Source organism: Archangium sp., assembly GCF_045802675.1.
Taxonomy (GTDB): Bacteria; Myxococcota; Myxococcia; order Myxococcales; family Myxococcaceae; genus Archangium.
In genome coordinates, this window is the sequence record NZ_JBJMQO010000117.1 from 21,186 (window position 1) to 38,715 (window position 17,530).

Sequence of the window (17,530 nt, forward strand, 5' to 3'; positions counted from 1 at the left end):
TCTTCCACTTCGCTTCATTCCTGAGATTTGGTCGCCAATTGGTGGAGCAGTGACCCCGGGGTACATACCTCTTCAGCAATCATCCGGAGCGCCTCTTGCAATTTCCTCTTGCATTGAGAGGTGGCTCCACAATCATCAGTCGCCAGGTTGAGCCTCCTGAATACCTCTCGATGATACGCCTCTGGGTGCGGCCCCTTGTGGCCCTTGAGGTAGACGAGGTTCTCCGCCGCATCCAGGTTCATCCCAGCCAGTTCGAAGAACGCCTCGAACAGCGGCGTCCAGGGCCCTCCGCTTCGTGTCGAGACCTCGTTCTTGTTCGTAGCGATATGGTGCCAGTGGTAGCCATCCTGATTCTCTGAGCCATCGGTGCAGGCACTGCCTCCAGCTGCCGCCGCCGTGCCCGCCGCCACTCCCGTGACGATGACGGTGCCGTCGGCCACCATCTGCACCGTCGTCGTGCCGCCCATCGTCATGCCGCCGGGCAACGAGTAGCGGGGTGCACGCAACAACGCCCCGAGGCCTCCCGTGGGCACCTCGGGCAACCCTTTGGCCACGCCCATGCTGGCCACCAGCGTCAGCACCCGCAGTCCCGTGCCTCCCATCGCCTTGCCGAAGCGCTCCGCCGCCGCTTCGAGCTCCTGCACCGTCCTCGCCGCTTCCGCCTCCTGGTACAGCTGGAGGCAGGCCCGTGCCACCTGGGAGAGCTCCCACACACCCACCGCGAGCGACAGCCGCAGCGTCAGCGCCGCCACGAAGGCCTTGGTGAAGATGGGCTCGGGCGCCAGCCACGCGGCGAAATAGATGAAGACAGACAGCGCCACACTGGAAACGAACAGGGGCGAGCTGAACAGCTCCCGCGCCGCTTCACGCACGCCCTCGCCCATGTAGCGAGGGGAGAGCTTCAGGGCCATGAAGAGGCGGCTCGTCTCCAAAGACTGTGGCAGAGGTAGCCGCGATGGGCCGTACCGCGACAGGAACTCCTCGCGCAGCCGCAACTCCCACGCCTCGGTACCACCCTCCCCCAACGTCCCCGAGCCCGCCGACGTCCGCACGAGCCGGAGCCGAGTCCCCTGCCCTCTCTGGAACGACTCCTGGAAGGCCACGAGCGCTCTTCGTGCCTCCTCCACTCGCAGCACTTCCAGCTCTGGAGCAGGGAACACCGGCTCGAAGGAGAGCCGCAGCCTTCCTCCGGACAGCGCCTCTACCTGGACGAGCTTCGGTTCCGCCTCACGACGCACCCCCGAGGCAGCACTCCCCGGGGACGTCGCGCACGAGAGCGGCAGCAGCAGCAACAAGGCCGCGGCCACGCGCGGCCAGCAGAGGCAGGTCCACATGGCGCGGCAGCATGCATGCCACCGCGCCGCCGCACCACGAGACGCGAACTACCGCGTGCCGAAGAGCCGGTCTCCCGCGTCGCCCAGACCCGGCAGGATGTAGCCGTGCTCGTTGAGCTTCTCGTCCACCGCGGCGGTGTAGACGTGCACGTCCGGGTGGTGCTCGCGCAGGTTGGTCAGGCCCTCGGGGCACGCCAGGAGGCACACGAAGCGCAGGCTCCCCGGCTTGCTGCGCTTGATGCGGTTGAGCGCCGCCACCGCCGAGTTGCCCGTCGCCAGCATCGGATCGCACACGATGACGTCGCGGTCCGCCAGATTGTTCGGCACCTTGTAGTAGTACTCCACCGCCGCCAGCGTCTTGGGATCGCGGTACAGACCGATGTGGCCCACGCGAGCGCTCGGCACCAGTTGCAGCATGCCGTCCAGGATGCCCTGGCCCGCCCGGAGGATGGCCACCAGCACCAGCTTCTTGCCCTCGAGCACCGGTGCCTGCATCTGCATCATCGGCGTCTCGATGGTCTCCTCGGTCACCTTCAAATCCCGCATCGCCTCGTAGGCGAGCAGCAGGGAGATTTCCTGCAGCAGCGCGCGGAACGCGGCCGTGCTCGTGTCCTTGCGCCGCATCAGCGTCAGCTTGTGCTTCACCAGCGGGTGGTCCACCACGGTGCAGTTGTCCGGGTACGTCAAGACTGCCTCCCTCGTCCTTCAGCTCGTGTGAAAAGAAGTCCCCCACCCCACCCAACTTCAGAACACCGTTCCGTCGCTCTCGATACGGATGGGCGGCGTGCCTCCCACGCGCTTCTCCGCGGCGATTCTCCGGCCCGCGCTCCACGTCCCGCCCTGCAGCACCTTCGCCAGCGGCAACTGCTCCGCCGTCATCCCCAGCCGCTCGCGCACCCGCTTCGCCACCTCGTCCAGCAGCGCCACCGTCAGCGCGCGCCACTCCACGATGGGCTCGGCTCCCGGCGCGAACGCGTCCGTCAGCAGCCGCGCGTCCCTCGGCACCAGCAGGCCCCCGTCCACCAGCAGGCCCCCGTTGCGGTACTCGGGCAGGCCGGTGAGGGAGTCCAGGTCCGTCACCGTGATGCCGCCTTCCTCCAGCGGCTCCAGCAGCGAGTACGTCAGCCACTGCGACAGCTTGTGGAAGGGCACCAGCGACTCCGGGCGGCCCTCGGGCCCCAGCGCCGAGTGCGGCCACACGTCGCCCAGGTTCACCCCGTCGAGCGTCATGCGCCCCGGCCAGATGGTGCCCAGCGACTCGAGCACCTGTCCCAGCACCGCCGAGGCGGGCACGCGCGAGCCCTTCGCCGCGAGCGCGTCGAAGAGCGCCCCGGGCCTCGGCAACGCGCGCCCGAGCCCTTGCAACAACGTGAGCCGCCCCTCGAGCCCCGCGAGCGGATTGGCCTCCGTCACCTGGAAGCCCCGCGCGAGCGCCTCGAGACTCAACCGCTGCAAGCCCTCGGCGTCCGCGCGCAGTGGCTGGCGCGCATCCGAGGAGAACGCTCCCGCGAGGAACATGCGGAAGCTGGCCACGGCGAGGCCCTCGGAGCGCGCGTACGTGCCACCGCCGGACTCGTTGTACTTCCACGTGGGCCCGCTGCCCGCGTCCAGCAGCACGCTGGTGACGACGAGATCCAACTTCGCGCGAGCACGCTCGGCGGGCGGCAGCGGGGCCAGACGCGCATCCAGCTCCGCGTTGCGCCGCACACCGCCCACGTCGAAGTGCCCCCAGCGGCTGTGCACCGGAATCTCCAGCGTGGGGTAGGCCGCGCGGGTGACGTCCAGCACATAGTCCGCCACCGCGGGCAGCCGCTCCATGTCCACGCTGAAGTGCTTCAGCTTGCCGGCGAGCCCCAGCTCCAGCAGGGCCCGGCAGCGCTCGCGGATGGCGCGAGGGCTGCGCAGGTACGCGACGGTGGAGGAGACCTCAGGCATCGAGTGCCCTGCCCTTCACCTCCGTGAGCTCTTCCTTGGAAGCCACCTTGCCCGTGGTGAAGTAGCCGGCGGCCTTCTTCGCCTCCATCTCCACCTTGGCGTCGGCGGGGACGAGCTCCTCCGGGATGGGCACGCGCTCGAGGATTTCGATGCCCGAGCGCACGATGGCGTCGTGCTTCATGTCGCTCATGGACACGAAGCGGTGGATGCGGGTGATGCCCAGCCAGTGCAGCGCGTCCGGCATCAGCTCCTGGAAGCGCATGTCCTGCACGCCGGCCACGCACTCGGTGCGGTGGAAGTAGGTGGCCGCCGAGTCCCCGCCCTCCTGGCGCTTGCGCGCGTTGTACACGAGGAACTTCGTCACCTCGCCCAGCGCGCGGCCCTCCTTGCGCGAGTAGACGATGACGCCCGAGCCCCCCTCCTGCGCCGTCTGGATGCAGACTTCAATGCCGTGCGTGAGGTAGGGCCGGCACGTGCAGATGTCGCTGCCGAACACGTCCGAGCCGTTGCACTCGTCGTGCACGCGCACCGCCAGGGGCACGTCGGGGTTGGAGATGGCGTCCATGTCCCCGAAGAAGTAGAGCGTGAGCCCACCAATCGGCGGCAGGAACACCTCCAGGTCCGAGCGCGTAATCAGCTCGGGGAACATGCCGCCGGTCTGCTCGAAGAGGCCGCGGCGCAGCGCCGCCTCGGTGAGGCCGAAGCGCTTGGCGATGCCGGGCAGGAACCACACCGGCTCCACCGCGGCCTTCACCACGCTCACGTCGCCGTTGGCGCAGAGAATCTTGCCGTCCGGCTTGAGGCGGCCGGCGGTGATGGCATCGCGCAGCTCGGGCATGTTGATGTGCGCGCGGGTGATGGCGATGGTCGGGCGGAGGTCCATGCCCTGCTCCATGTGGGCGCGGAAGACCTGCGGGGCCACCGCGCCCCACGGGTCCATCGACACGATGCGATCGGGGTCGTTCCAGGCCTTGTGGGGGCCAATCTGCACCGCGGGCGCGGTGTTGGTCAGGTCCGCCCGGTGGTCCTGCGTGAGCTGCCCGGCGGCCACGGCGACGGCCCGGTAGATGGCGTACGAACCCGAGTGCGTGCCGATGACGTTGCGGTGCGCCGGCTCGGTGAGCGTGGCGATGACGGGGCCGCGGCGAAGCGGCTCGGACTCTCCCCAGCGGATGGGGACAGCCTGGCTATCGCTGTCCGGGTGCGAGGTGAGACGGATGTGATTGACGGGCTTCTTGTCTGCCATGGGAATCCTCTCAGCTCATCCAGCTACCGTCGCTGCGCGCGGTCCACTTGCGGGTAACCTTCTTCAAGTCCGTCCAGAACCCGAGGCTGGACGTCCCGGTAATGTCGCCGTGGCCGAACTTCGATTCGCCCACGCCACCAAAAGAGAACGGCTCACGAGGCACGGGCACGCCCACGTTGACGCCCACCATGCCCACGCGCGAGCCGTCGACCACCGCCTGCGCCACCGCGCCGTTGGTGGTGAAGATGGACGCCGCGTTGCCGTAGGGCGAGGCGTTCTCCACCTCGAGCGCCGCCGACAGCGTGGGCACGCGGACGATGGCCAGCACCGGGCCGAACAGCTCCCGCTGCGCCGCCTCCATGTCCGGACGCACGCCATCGAGAATGGTGGGCCCGAGCCAGTAGCCGCCCGCCCACTTCTCGCCCGCGGGCTTCTTCCCGCGCCCATCCAACAGCACCCGCGCACCGGCCTTCTCCGCCGTGGCGATGGCCGTCTCCAGACGGGTGAGGCTCGCCCGGTCGATGAGGGCGCCCATGCCGGGCCCCACCTCCATCCGGGAGGCGCGCTCGCGCACCTGCTCGACAATCTTCTGCACGTCGCCCACCGCGAGCAGCACGCTGGCCGCCATGCAGCGCTGGCCCGCGCACCCGGTGAAGGAGTCCACCACCGCCTGGGCGGTGAGGGCCTCGTCCGCGTCGGGCACGACGATGAGGTGATTCTTCGCCCCGCCGAGCGCCAGCACGCGCTTGCCCTGCGCACTGCCCTCCGCGTACACGCGCCGCGCCACGGCGGAGGAGCCCACGAAGCCCACCGCGCGCACGTCCGGGTGGGCCACCAGCGCCTCCACCGTCTCGCGCCCGCCGTGCACCACCGAGAAGACACCGCGCGGAATGCCCGCCTCCACCATGAGCTCGCCGAGCGCGCACGCGGTGAGCGGCACCTTCTCCGAGGGCTTGAGGATGAAGGCGTTGCCCACCGTCACCGCGATGGGGAACATCCACAGCGGCACCATGGCCGGGAAGTTGAACGGGGTAATGCCCGCCACCACGCCGAGCGGCTCGCGGCGGAACTCGCAGCTGATGCCGCGGCTCACTTCCATGCCGCCGCCCGTGTCGAGGTTCTGCAGCGAGAGCGCGAAGTCACACACCTCCATGCCCTTGAGAATGCCCGCGCGTGCCTCGGCCACCGTCTTGCCGGCCTCGCTCGCGGCGAGCTGGGAGAGGCGCTCGAGGTTGCTCTCGAGCAGCGCGCGGAAGCGGGCCATGAGCGTGGTGCGCTCGCGCAGGGACGTGGCGCGCCAGCCGGGCGCCGCGGCTCGCGCGGCCTCCACCGCCTGGGCCACGCCCTCGGCGGGCGTCAGCGGCACGCGGCCGATGACTCCTCCCGTGTAGGGACTGTGCACATCGAGCAGCGAGGCATCTCGCGGCACGAGCCACTCTCCTCCAACGAGGTTGCGACAGGTGGTGACGCTCTCGGGTAACTGGACGAAGGACACGCGCGCTCCCCCACGGTGACGGCTGGGTCACGGCGAGCATACCAAACCACCTGGAGAATCCGGAAATCCTGGGGGCAACCGGGGAACCAGACAGGCGGCGCTCCAACCAGGTTTCCGTCCTTACGACGCGGTGCGCAGTGACACGGGCGCAATCCCCCGCTCCGGCCGAGCGCCCTAAGAGGCGCCCTCGGCCGCCATCGCGCGCACCGTCTCGAGCTCCACCGGCTTCACGAGGTGCGCGTCGAAACCCGCCTCGCGCGAGCGCTGGCGATCCGACGACTGTCCGTAGCCGGTAATCGCCACCAGCCGGGGACACTCGCCTCCCAACCGCTGCCGCATCCGGCGCGCCACCTCGTACCCGTCCAGCCCCGGCAGGCCGATATCGAGGAACACCACCTCGGGCTCCAGCGTGTCCAGGCGCTCCAGCGCCGTCTGGCCGTCGTGCACCACCGTCACCTGGTGCCCGTCCAGCTCCAGCACCTCGCCGAGCAGCTCGGCGGCATCCACGTTGTCATCCACCACGAGCACGCGGCGGCCCTCGGCGGGCATGTCCTGCCCGGGCCGCGTCTCCTCGGGCTCCACCGGGATACGTGCCTGGGGCAGCAGCGGCAGGCGCACCGTGAAGACGCTGCCCCGGCCCACGCCCTCGCTCGCCACCTCCACGCGGCCACCGTGCATCTCCATCAGCCGCTTCACCAGCGTCAGCCCCAGGCCCAGGCCGCCCTGCGACCGGTCCAACGTGCGCGCCACCTGCATGAAGGGCTCGAAGAGGTGCGGCAGGGCCTCGGCGGGGATGCCCATGCCCGTGTCCGTCACCCGCACCACCGCCTCGCCGGCCTCGCACGTCAGGCTCAGGGTGATGCGGCCCCCCGGCTCCGAATACTTCGCCGCGTTGTGCAGCAGGTTGGTGAGCACCTGCTCGAGCCGCACCGGATCCGCCTGCGTCCACACCGGCCCGTCTGGTACCCGCAGGCGCAGCGAGTGCTCGCGCGACTCGGCGAAGGGCCGCGCCACCTCGAGCGCCCGCCCCACCGCGCCCACCAGCTCCAACGGCCGCTGGTGGAGTTGAATCTTGCCCCGCGTCACCCGCGACACGTCGAGCAGGTCATCCACCAGGCGCCGCATGTGGTGCACCTGGCGCTCCACCACGTCGCGCTCCCGCTCCGTGCTCAGCCCCTCGCGCTGCTTGTGCTCCATGAGCTGCACGGCGGTGAGCACCGGGGCCAGGGGGTTGCGCAGCTCGTGGGCGAGCATGGCCAGGAAGTCGTCCTTGCGCCGGTCCGCCTCGCGCAGTTGCTCCTCCACGCGGGCCCGCTCGTGGAGCGCCACGCGCAGCCCGTCCGCGCTCCGCTCCGCCTCCCCGCGCGCCCGCACCTGCGCACGCATCATGAAGAAGAAGGCCAGGCTCACCAGCACGCCCGCCAGCGCGAAGGGCAGCACCATGCGCTCCGAGGACGCATCCTCGAAGGGCGGCCGCGAGGCGAAGGCGAGGGTCCAGGGACGCCCGGCCACGGAGATCGTGGTGGTGGTGAGCATGGACGCATGCCGCGGGGCTTCCGGGCCGTGCGAGCTGTGCAGCAGCTTCTCCGCGTCCACCGCCGGGCCGTCGTAGAGCTGGAAGGCCACGCGCGGCTGCTGCTCGGTGCCGAAGATGCCGTGCAGCAGATCATCCGCGCGGAAGGGGCTGTAGACGAAGCCCACGAGCGCCTCGCGCCGCTGCTCCAGCGAGGCCGGCACCTGGCCACCGCGGTACACGGGCAGGTACAGAAGGAAGCCCGCCTGTTTGTCGGAGTGGATCTCCTGCTTGAGCGTCACCTTCGCGGTGAGCGCGGGCAGCCCCGTGTCTCGGGCGCGCACCATGGCCTCGCTGCGGGTGGGCTCCGAGAACATGTTGTAGCCCATGGCCGCCAGGTTCCTCGCGTCCCGTGGCTCCAGGAGCACGATGGAGTGGAGCTCATCACCGGAGACCTCCGGCCAGACATGGAAGCCCGGCAGGCCTTCGTGGGTACGGAGCCTCTGCTCGATCTCGGGGCGCTCCTCGCGCGAGAAGCGCCGGGAGAAACCAATCCCCTGGATGCCCGGATAGTGCTTCTGGAGCTCGAGCAACCGGACGAAGGTGGAGAACTCCTCCGGCGTCACCTCGCGCTGGGTGGCGAACAGGCCCTCGGTGCCCTGGAGGAGCGCGACGTAGGAGTCCAACCGGCGCTGGATGCGATCGGCCGTCGCCTGCACCACGCTCGCGAAACGCGCTTGATCCCTCGCCCGCGCGGTCGACCTCAGGAGCAGGCTCACACCGAGAGTGAGCAGCAGCGAGAGGACGAGCACGGCCACGGGCACGAGGTGCCGGGGGATGCGGTGGAGACGGGGATGGCGCAGGATTTTCGTCACGGGGAAGAGCGGGCAATGCACGAGCCCGGTGCTTGGAGCACAACGCGCCAGGGGCCCCCGCTCCATCCCCGCGCGCCCGCACTCCGCGAATGGGAGGGCGGGCGAGCGCTTCCACGGCCGTCTAGTCGCGGCGGTACATCGTCACCACGCACGCGCCGCCGAGGCCGAGGTTGTGCTGCAGCGCCACGCGGGCGCCCTCGACCTGACGCTGCTCGGCCTGGCCCCGCAGCTGCCACACCAGCTCCGTGCACTGCGCCAGGCCCGTGGCCCCCAGCGGGTGGCCCTTGGAGAGCAGACCGCCCGAGGGGTTGGTGACGAACTGGCCGCCGAAGGTGTTGTCGCCGTCCCAGATGAACTTCTCCGCCTCGCCCTCCTTGCACAGGCCGAGCGCCTCGTAGGTGAGCAGCTCGTTGGCGGTGAAGCAGTCGTGCAGCTCGACGACGTCCACGTCCTGGGGGCCGAGGCCGGACTTCTCGTACACCTGCTTCGCGGCGAGCGCGGCCATGTCGAAGCCGACCATCTTGATCATGCTGTCGCCGAAGCTCGAGGGCAGGTCCGTGGTCATCGACTGGGCGGCGATGTACACGGGGTTCGAGTGCCCCAGCTTCCGGGCGAACTCATCCGAGCACACGATGGCCGCGGCGGCGCCGCACGTGGGCGGGCAGCACTGGAAGCGCGTGAGCGGATCGAACACCTCGTCCGAGGCGAGAATCTCCTCCACCGAGAGCGTCTGGGTGAAGAGCGCGTAGGGGTTCTTGCTCGCGTGCTTGCGGGCCTTCTCGGAGATCTTGGCGAAGGTCTCGCGCTTCGTGCCGTACTTCCAGCGGTACTCGCGGCCAGCGCCGCCGAACATCTGCGCGGCGAAGGGCGACTGATTCATGCCCTGGGCGCGGTTCATCGTGTCCACGTGGCGCTCGAGCGGGTTGGCCCGGTCGTCATACTTGGAGGCGAGCGCGCCCTTCTCCATCTTCTCGAAGCCGAGCGCGAGTACGCACTCGGCCATGCCGCCCTCGACGGCCTGGCGCGCGAGGTAGAGCGCGGTGGAGCCGGTGGAGCAGTTGTTGTTCACGTTGATGACGGGGATGCCGGTGAGGCCCACCGAGTAGACGGCGCGCTGGCCGCAGGTGCTGTCCCCGAAGACATAGCCGGCATAGGCCTGCTGGATATCCTCGAAGCGGATGCCCGCGTCCTTGATGGCCGTCTGCGCCGCCTTGGCCGCCATCACGTCGTACTCCTCGCTGGCGCCCGGCTTGGCGAACTTCACCATCCCCACTCCGATGACATTGGCTCGACGTCCCATGTTTGTTCTCTCTTTCTCTTGGAGCCGTGTGGGTCCGCGCGTGTTTCAGATGAGCTGCTTGAGGAAGCCCAGGCGGGAAGCGGCCCGGACGTCCCCGTCCACCCGCAGCTTGCCCTGTTGATAGAGACGCTGCACGGCCTGCGGGTCCTGCACCAGGGCCGCCAGGTCCTCATCCGAGAGACGGAGCGTGACGTCCGCCTTGTCGGCCTTGCCCTCGCGCACGCCCGGCGTGGCCGTGCCATCCACCACCCAGGCGCCCTGGGGCTCGGTGACGAGGAATTGGACGACGGCGCCCAACTCTCGGGCCAGCTCGGGCTTCTGCGCCAGCCGCTCGCCGAGCGCCTTGAAGATGGACGCGGCGCGGCTGTTGCCCTTCTCGGCCCCCGGAGCCGGAGCCGCCGCCGGAGCCGCGGAGACCTTCGCGGTGGAAGCGCCCTCACCCGCCGGGCCCAGCTTGCCGAGGAACCCGAGCTTCTGCGAAGCCATCACGTTGCCGGTAATCTTCAGCTTGCCGCCGAAGTAGAGCTTCTGGGGATCGGCCTTGCCGGAGGTCATCGCGAGGAAGTCCGCCTCGGTGAGCTCCAGCGTGCAGTCGGCCTTGCCCTGGGCGCCCTCGAGCACCGCGCCGCCACCGCTCTTGAGGTCCAACGTCCAGGCGCTCTCCGGCTGGGTCAGCTTGAAGAGATAGACATTGGCCACCTTGCCGACGAGCTCGGGGTGCTGCGCCACGTAGCCGCGGATGGCCTCGAAGACGCGGGCACTGGCCGAACCCCCACCGGCCGGAGCCGGAGCGCTCGCCTGCGCGGCGGTGGGCTTCGCCTGGGCCTTGGGCACTTCCTTGTGGAGCTCCACGGCGGCGTTGCTGATGACCACCTTGTCGCGCTCGACGACCTTGCAGCGGAGGATGACGCGCTCGCCCTCCTTCCACATCTCGGTGCGGAGCGTCTCGCCGGGCAGCACGCTGTCGGCGAAGCGCACGCGGATGCTCTTGAAGAGGCGCGGGTCTCCCCCGGCGAAGGCCTTGATGACGTGGCGGCCCACGTAGCCGAAGGTGCACAGGCCGTGGAGGATGGGCTTCTGGAAGCCGAAGTTCCGGGCGAACCCGGGGTCGGCGTGCAGCGGGTTCCAGTCACCGGACAGGCGGTAGAGCAGCGCCTGGTTCTCGTGCGTCTTCTCGGTGATGACGGCATCGGGCTCGCGCTGCGGCGGAACCACATCCGTCGAGGGCCCGCGGTCCCCACCCCAGCCCCCCGCGCCGCGCACGAAGGTGGTGATTTCGTTGCGCACGAGCGGCTCGCCCGTCTGCGCGTCGTAGCTCGTGACCTCGGTGACGACGAGCGCGTTCTTGCCCTTGTCGAAGATGTCCTTGATGCGGCCCTTGTGGCGCAGCGAGGCCTTGGTGGGCAGCGGGCGGAGCAGCTCGGTGTACTGCTCGCCGTGGAGGACGCGGTCCAGGCCATAGTTGAGGCCCGGGGCCTGCTTGCCCTCGGCCGTCATCTTCAACACCGAGTTGAGCGCGGGGATGACGCCGTAGGTGGGCAGCGGGCGGAAGCCCTCGCCGTGGAGCTCGTAGACGTACTGGAGCTCCTTCGTGTCGAGCGGATCCCGCGCGGCGCCCACGCCCAGCGCGTAGAGCGACAGGTCGCGCTCGTCATAGGACGAGGTGGTCTCGGGGAACTGGTAGCCGAGCGCGGCGTCGACGTCGATGAGCTCGTTGCCGCCCTTGCTCTGGGAGGTGAGGTTGTCCATCACCGGCTGCATGCTGGCGGCCACGTCGGTGGGGTGCGTGGCCTCGGTGAAGTCGGTGATGGCGTCCCAGGACTTCTGCACGGCCTCGGGGGTGATGGGGCGGCCGAGCTTGAACACCTTGCCGCGCGTGCGCTCCCAGCGCAGCTTCGCCATGAAGCCGCCGCCGACCTCGAAGAGCGAGCCCGTCTCCTGACAGTCCTCGTGGCAGAGCCACGTCACGAGCGGGCTGACGTACTCGGGCTTGAGCGCGTCCACGACCTCCTTGGGCAGCACGGTCTCGGTCATGCGGCTGCCGGCGATGGGGGCAATCGCGTTGGCGAGGACGTTCTTCTTGCGGCCTTCAATGGCGAGCGTGTTGGCGAAGCCGACGAGGCCCAGCTTGGCCATGCTGTAGTTGGCCTGCCCGAAGTTGCCGTAGATGCCGGCGGCCGAGGCGGTGAAGAGGATGCGGCCGTAATTCTGGTCGCGCAGGTGGGGCCAGGCGGCCTGGGTGACGCGGAAGGCACCGAGCAGGTGGACGCGGTAGATGAGCTCCCAGTCCTGCTCGGTCATCTTCTGGAAGCTGGTGTCGCGGAGAATCCCCGCGTTGTTGATGACGATGTCCAGGCGCTTCCAGGTGTCGAGCGCCGTCTGGACGATCTTGGTGCCGTCCTCGACGGAGTCGTAGTTGGCGACGGCCTCGCCGCCCGCGGCCTTGATTTCGGCGACGACCTTGTCGGCGGCGTCAGAGCCCCGGCCACCGCCGGTGCTGGAACCGCCGAGGTCATTGATGACCACCTTCGCGCCACGGCTCGCGAGCAGCAGTGCGTGCGAGCGGCCCAGTCCATTACCGGCGCCAGTGACGATGGCGACCTTCCCGTCGAAACGAAGCTCGTTGCCCATTCGGTCTCCTTACGGACCGGGAGCAGACGACGGGACGCGGACTTTGACAAGTGAGTCAATCACGCGCCCCCGGGTTGACTCCGTGCAGGAGCCGCTGTGCCCGGGAGCGGAGCGCGGTGTGGACGCGAGGGGACGCGGAGGGTCCCTCCACTCTGCTTCACGATGCCCTCGGTCGGGGACGCACCGGGCCGTTGAGCGACGAACAGTCGTGTTCCTTGCCGCACTGCACGGACGGGGGTGCCTACCAGTGCCCACGTACCCGAGTGAAGCGCTCCCCCATGCCGGAAGTGCCCCGTCCCGGTACCCACGCGAGCAATGACCCCACCCTGTCGCCGGATGGACAAAGGGACTGCGCGCTTCCCAACTTCAACTCCAAGGCGGACCCGGCACGGGCTCGCTGGAAGGGACACAGCGCACAGGAGGGTAGGGACATGCGAGGGATTGGGAAGACGGCGCTCTTCACCGTGGTGGCGATGCTGGGATGGGCGGGATGCGGTGGCCCCATGGAGGAGGATTCTCCCGAGCAGCAGGACGCACAGCAGCAGCCGGGTGACGTTTCGGCCCTGCACGATCAGGCCTGCCCGAACGTGAAGGCGAACCCGAACCTGCTCTGGCCACCGAACCACAAGTTCCACCTCGTCTCGTTGAGCGGCGCGAAGAGCATCTCCATCACGTCGGTGAAGCAGGACGAGCCCCTGGATGCGGGAGGCGACGGCCACACCACCCCGGATGCCATGAAGGTGGGGGGGCACAAGTACCAGGTGGAGTTGCGGGCCGAGCGCAGCGGCCAGGGTGACGGGCGCGTGTACTGCATCGCATTCACGGCCAAGGACAACCAGGGCAAGACGTGCAAGGGCACGGTGCTCGTCGGCGTGCCGCACGACATGGGCCAGGGCTCGACGCCCGTCGACTCGGGGTGCAAGTACAACTCGTTCGGCGACTAGCGGCGGGCCTCGGGACGGCCCGAGAACGGACCGGCGGCCGGAGCCCTCGCGAAAGGGCGCCGGCCGTCAGGTCCCGGAGGCCATGCGCAGACCGCGCGCCCGACGGGAGCGGCGCTCCTCGCGGCGGGCCTGGTGGCGCGACACCATGCCGTACGTGATGCGGTAGCCGAGCCACGCGGTGGGCACGCCCAGCAGCACGCCGCCAATGACGAGGCCGAGTATCGCCTCGAGCGCATCAGGACTGGTGAGGAGCGCGCTCAAGTCGAACCCGGTGGCGGCCTGGGCCCCCGTCTGCTGCGGGGTGGCCGGCAGGAGGCGGTGCGCGATGGGGCGGCCAATGAGGTAGCACAGGCCGTAGACGGGCGCGGCGGTGACGGGGTTGTTGAGCCACACGCCCGCGGCGGCGGCCACGCGCGACAGCTGGAAGTGCGTCAGCCGGCGCATCGCCTCGGCGATGACGAGCGCCAGGGGCAGCTGCAGGCCCATGATGGGCAGCATGGCGATGAACAGACCGAGCGCCATGCCGCCGGCGATCTCCGCCGGAGCTCCCGAGCCCCGCAGCAATCCCACGTGGGCCCGACGCAATTTCCTCTTGGCTACCTTCCACCACGACGACACGGTGCACCACGCTTCGAAGGCCGAGAATCCCCGGAACCGCGCCAGGATAACGAGGAGCCCGCCCGCGCGCAGGACGTCGTCGCGCGGCCCGGTCGCCCGCCTGCCACCATCCATCAGATGGCGTGCATGGCTCCCGGAAAGGGACGGAAGCCGAGCGCGGCCTCCACGAAGGCGCGCAGCTCCCCGGGCCCCCACGGCGTGGCGAGCGCGAAGTGGATGATGCTCGCCTGGCTCAGGGTGGAGGCCTCCTCGGGACGGAAGCGGCTGGACAGGAGGATGCGCGGGCCCGGGTAGTCCCGCTCCACGAGCGCGGCGAGGAAGTCCGCCGCCCCCTTCGCATCCGCGAGCCCCAGGTCGATGACGACGACGGCAGGCCTCGGCTCCAGCTCCATCAGCGGCAGGGCCAGGGCGAAGGTGTTGGCGGGGAGCAGCTCGAAGCCCGGGGACAGCTCGCGCCGGGCGGCGTCTCGCGGCGCCGGGGCATCCCCCACGTAGAGGACCCGCAGGGCCGCGGCCGGAGCCCGCCCCTGGGAGCGTCCGTCGCCCTGCGGCTGTCGGGAAGGGGGCTCGGAAGGCACGGAGCCAGGGTACGCCGTGGCCGCGGCGCGGGCAACGAATCGCCCCCGCAGCGACGGGCAGTGAACTCCGCGAGCACTCGCGCTACGCGCTCACCAACGTGAGCTCGGTGATTTCAGGCGAGGGCCCCAGGCGCAACGGCGGGCCCCAGTAGCCGGTGCCCCGGTTGGTGTAGACGCGCACCCCGGCGATGGTGGCCAGTCCCTGGATGACGGGCTGCTGCAGCTTCACGAAGGCCATGAAGGGGAACAGCTGTCCGCCGTGCGTGTGCCCGGACAGCTGCAGGTCCACGCCCATGTCCCGGGCGAGCACCGCCGCGCGAGGCTGGTGCGCGAGCAGCAGGCGCGGCACGCCCTCCGGAGCCCCCGCGAGCGCCACGTCCGGCCGGCACGCGTGTGACGGGTCCATCCTCCCGCCCTCGAGGTCCGTCACGCCCGCCACCGTCAGGCGCGCGCCCCCACGCTCCACCACCCGGTGCGCGTTGAGCAGCACGGTGAGCCCCAGCCGCGCCACCTCGGCGGCCCAGGAAGCACCCCCGTGGTAGTACTCATGGTTGCCCGTGACGTAGTAGACGCCCAGCGGCGCGCGCAGGCCCGAGAGCGGCGCCACCTCGTCGCGCAGCCGCGTGACACTGCCGTCCACCAGGTCCCCTGTCACCGCCACCACGTCCGGCTTCAGCGCGTTCACCTGCTCCACCACCCGCTGCATGAAGCGCCGGTCCAGCGTGGGGCCGATGTGGATGTCTGAAATCTGCACCACCTTCATCCCCGACAGCCCCGCGCCCAGTCCCTTCACCCGTACCGTCACCCGCTCCACGCGTGCCGGAGCCCTCGCCGTGCGGAAGGCGAACAACATCGCCGGCACCACCAGGGCCACCACCGCCAGCGCCTTGTCCCGCGCCAGCACGAGCGCCTCGGGCGCCGGGCCCACCACCCGCCACACCCACCCCACCCCGTCCGCCACCACCATGGCCGTCAGCAGCAGCCCGAAGGCGCCCATCCACAGCATGCCGCCCCAGTGCAGCACCTGCTCCTTCCACGAGTGCCGCATCCGCGTGGACGCCATGGCCGCCGGAATGGACGCGAAGCCCAGCGCCAGCACCGTCCAGCCCAGCGCCGCCCACGGCTGCGCCCACGCCGGGTCCGACACGAGCCGCACCCCGAGGTAGACGTGCAGCGCCGCCACCATGCCCACGATCGTGAACAGCATCAGGATGCCTCGCAGTCGCAGCCCCAGGGCCACCCCGCCCCGGCGGACGCCCCGCTGTGGCTGCGCGCTCGTGGATGGGTCGGACACCGCGGCTGACTCCTTCGCCGGCATGCCCCGGCGGGCTGGGTGTGGCGCGAAGACATAACAGTCCCGGGCCGTGCTCGCCCGGCAACCGGGCGGACGCCCGCCGTGCCGTCCTGCCGGAGCGCGCCATCCCCGGCGCCTGGGCCACGAGCAGCCAGACGGGGGAATGCCACCGGGAAACTCCCGCGTCCTTATTCTCCGGGTATGAAGCTCTCACACACAAAGCGTGTCGGCCGGGCACTCGGGGTGGCATCCCTGCTCGCCCTGGGAGCGGCATCCGCGCAGGGTGACTCCCAGTACCTCTACCTGCGCACTCCGAACGCCGCCGTCACGGCGCGCGTGAATGGGGAGAGCGTCACCGGCCCTGATCTGCAACTGTCTCGCGATGGCAAGACGCTGCGTGGCAGGGCCTTCGGGCGCGCGGTGTTCCTCGGCCTCAACGGCAAGGAGTTGGGCGGCACCTTGGGCAGCGAGCTCAGCCGGTTGAGCTTCGAGGACAAGGACGGCGTCACCCAGGCGCGCGGCACCTTCTACGGCCACATCGCGGAACTGAACCTCAGCAACGAAGAACTCACCGGCACGGTGGGCCCGTGCAGCTACGACCTGAAAATCACCCCGGACGAGGTGTACATGGGCTCGCGCTCATGCGGAGGTCCGCCCGAGCGGCCCGTGGTGCTCGCGATTCCACCCGCGCTCGCCCAACAGGGGCAGGCGATGACCCTGGCCACGCTCGCCATCCTCCTCGGCACGCCCTAAGCGGAGAGTGCCCCTGCCTTGACGGAGAGAGCACGACTCCGCGTAATCCACCGCACTGACTTCGCAACATGGCCTGGCGGTGTGCGGTGCGCTCTCTTCAAAGACTCTTGTGCTGAAATCGAGCGACCGTGGCCGCGCTCCTGTGCCTCTCCTGTGCCACGGGACCCGGCATGCCGCTCACGGGTGGTCGCGCGCGGTTTGAGCAATCGTGTGGCGCCGCTTGCGCCGCCCCGGCCAATGCGAGCACCGGGGAGATTCTCGCGCCCACGGCAAACCGAGGCGGCCAGATCCTCGACAAGGCCCTCGAGTTCGCCGAGGCAATCCAGGGCCTCAACACCCTCGAGCGGGCGCTGACCGGCGCGGAGTTGAATCTCGTCGAGGCCACGCTCAAGGACTGCGTGGCGCAAGCCCACGCCGACGTCAACGCGTCCTACCAGCAGCAAGAGGGGGGCTTTCCGTTCGAGAACGGGAAGTTCCCGAACGACGCGGAGTGCCTGAAGACGGTCAAGTTCACCGATAAAGGGAACGAGATCTCCCTCGCGCAGGAGCTCGGGAGGCTCAAGCACGCCAAGGCCTTTGCCTGTCTCAAGATGCGCCTGCCTCCGAACCTCCGGGAGAACTTCACCGTGGAGCCTCGCTACAAACCCGACCCGGAGATGAATGGAGTCGAGCTGACGGACCAGGGCCTCGACACCCTCCACCCGGATTTCGTGGTCCATGGGACCCGGAATGCCACCAACGTACAGTGCGTCTACGAACTCAAGTTCCCCTGCTTATCCGCCCACAAGCTGGATCCTCGCAATGCCAAGGGGGTAACGGCACAATTGAAGGCTTATCAGGCACTCACCTGGCGATGCCCCGCTGCCCTCATCTCTCCGGCGGGGCTCTTCCAATTCGGCATCGACTGATGACTTCCCGCTCCCCTCGCCTCCGGTACCGTGGACGCCGCACCGTCCCTCTCGCGATCTGGAAGGGAGAAACGCCCGACCATGCTCCACGGGAGCTTCTCGCACG

General features: G+C 69.6%; 14 protein-coding genes. 3 read left to right on the forward strand and 11 right to left on the reverse strand.

All coding sequences use genetic code 11. From position 1 onward, the window contains the following. Positions 1-14 precede the first annotated feature (14 nt). The 8 genes from ACJ8AN_RS32460 to ACJ8AN_RS32495 all read right to left on the reverse strand — a co-directional run bounded on the left by ACJ8AN_RS32460 (position 15) and on the right by ACJ8AN_RS32495 (position 12,329). Positions 15-1,334: an AHH domain-containing protein gene (locus ACJ8AN_RS32460; RefSeq protein WP_407759419.1), complete on the reverse strand. Its 1,320-nt coding sequence runs from the start codon at positions 1,332-1,334 to the stop codon at positions 15-17. A gap of 48 nt (positions 1,335-1,382) precedes the next feature. Beyond that, positions 1,383-2,021 (reverse strand): uracil phosphoribosyltransferase, encoded by a 639-nt coding sequence (gene upp / locus ACJ8AN_RS32465; RefSeq protein ID WP_407759420.1) that lies wholly within the window; start codon positions 2,019-2,021, stop codon positions 1,383-1,385. 57 nt (positions 2,022-2,078) lie between these two features. Continuing rightward, positions 2,079-3,269 (reverse strand): URC4/urg3 family protein, encoded by a 1,191-nt coding sequence (locus tag ACJ8AN_RS32470; protein ID WP_407759421.1) that lies wholly within the window; start codon positions 3,267-3,269, stop codon positions 2,079-2,081. Then, complete coding sequence (locus ACJ8AN_RS32475; RefSeq protein ID WP_407759422.1) at positions 3,262-4,515, reverse strand: GTP cyclohydrolase II; 1,254 nt, start codon at positions 4,513-4,515, stop codon at positions 3,262-3,264. The genes ACJ8AN_RS32470 and ACJ8AN_RS32475 overlap by 8 nt, the downstream gene beginning before the upstream one ends. A gap of 10 nt (positions 4,516-4,525) precedes the next feature. Continuing rightward, on the reverse strand, positions 4,526-6,010 hold the full coding sequence (gene mmsA / locus ACJ8AN_RS32480; protein WP_407759423.1) for a CoA-acylating methylmalonate-semialdehyde dehydrogenase: 1,485 nt from the start codon (positions 6,008-6,010) through the stop codon (positions 4,526-4,528). A gap of 174 nt (positions 6,011-6,184) precedes the next feature. After that, positions 6,185-8,398 carry a CHASE domain-containing protein gene (locus ACJ8AN_RS32485; protein WP_407759424.1) on the reverse strand — a complete coding sequence of 738 codons (2,214 nt, stop codon included), beginning with the start codon at positions 8,396-8,398 and terminating at the stop codon, positions 6,185-6,187. Positions 8,399-8,519: 121 nt separating this feature from the next. After that, the gene (locus ACJ8AN_RS32490; protein WP_407759425.1) at positions 8,520-9,698 is read right to left on the reverse strand and encodes a lipid-transfer protein; all 1,179 of its coding nucleotides are present in this window, start codon (positions 9,696-9,698) and stop codon (positions 8,520-8,522) included. A 45-nt stretch (positions 9,699-9,743) separates the two neighbouring features. Then, complete coding sequence (locus ACJ8AN_RS32495) at positions 9,744-12,329, reverse strand: SDR family NAD(P)-dependent oxidoreductase (RefSeq protein ID WP_407759426.1); 2,586 nt, start codon at positions 12,327-12,329, stop codon at positions 9,744-9,746. A 431-nt stretch (positions 12,330-12,760) separates the two neighbouring features. Here ACJ8AN_RS32495 and ACJ8AN_RS32500 point away from each other — a divergent pair, with 431 nt between their 5' ends. Further along, a complete protein-coding gene (locus ACJ8AN_RS32500) occupies positions 12,761-13,273 on the forward strand; it encodes a hypothetical protein (protein ID WP_407759427.1) in 513 nt (170 codons plus the stop codon). Positions 13,274-13,339: 66 nt separating this feature from the next. Here the strand turns inward: ACJ8AN_RS32500 and ACJ8AN_RS32505 are convergent, their stop codons facing one another. The 3 genes from ACJ8AN_RS32505 to ACJ8AN_RS32515 all read right to left on the reverse strand — a co-directional run bounded on the left by ACJ8AN_RS32505 (position 13,340) and on the right by ACJ8AN_RS32515 (position 15,676). Next, positions 13,340-13,858, reverse strand: coding sequence for a DUF2062 domain-containing protein (locus tag ACJ8AN_RS32505; RefSeq protein ID WP_407759428.1), 519 nt, complete (start codon positions 13,856-13,858; stop codon positions 13,340-13,342). 146 nt (positions 13,859-14,004) lie between these two features. Further along, positions 14,005-14,469, reverse strand: a complete 465-nt coding sequence (locus ACJ8AN_RS32510; RefSeq protein WP_407759429.1) for a hypothetical protein — start codon at positions 14,467-14,469, stop codon at positions 14,005-14,007. 82 nt (positions 14,470-14,551) lie between these two features. After that, complete coding sequence (locus tag ACJ8AN_RS32515) at positions 14,552-15,676, reverse strand: metallophosphoesterase (protein ID WP_407759466.1); 1,125 nt, start codon at positions 15,674-15,676, stop codon at positions 14,552-14,554. Between the two features lie 330 nt (positions 15,677-16,006). Between ACJ8AN_RS32515 and ACJ8AN_RS32520 the strand changes: the two genes are divergently transcribed. Further along, entirely contained in the window at positions 16,007-16,516 is a 510-nt protein-coding gene (locus ACJ8AN_RS32520) for a hypothetical protein (RefSeq protein WP_407759430.1), read from the forward strand. Positions 16,517-16,644: 128 nt separating this feature from the next. Next, the gene (locus tag ACJ8AN_RS32525; RefSeq protein WP_407759431.1) at positions 16,645-17,424 is read left to right on the forward strand and encodes a hypothetical protein; all 780 of its coding nucleotides are present in this window, start codon (positions 16,645-16,647) and stop codon (positions 17,422-17,424) included. The last annotated feature ends 106 nt before the right edge of the window (positions 17,425-17,530 follow it).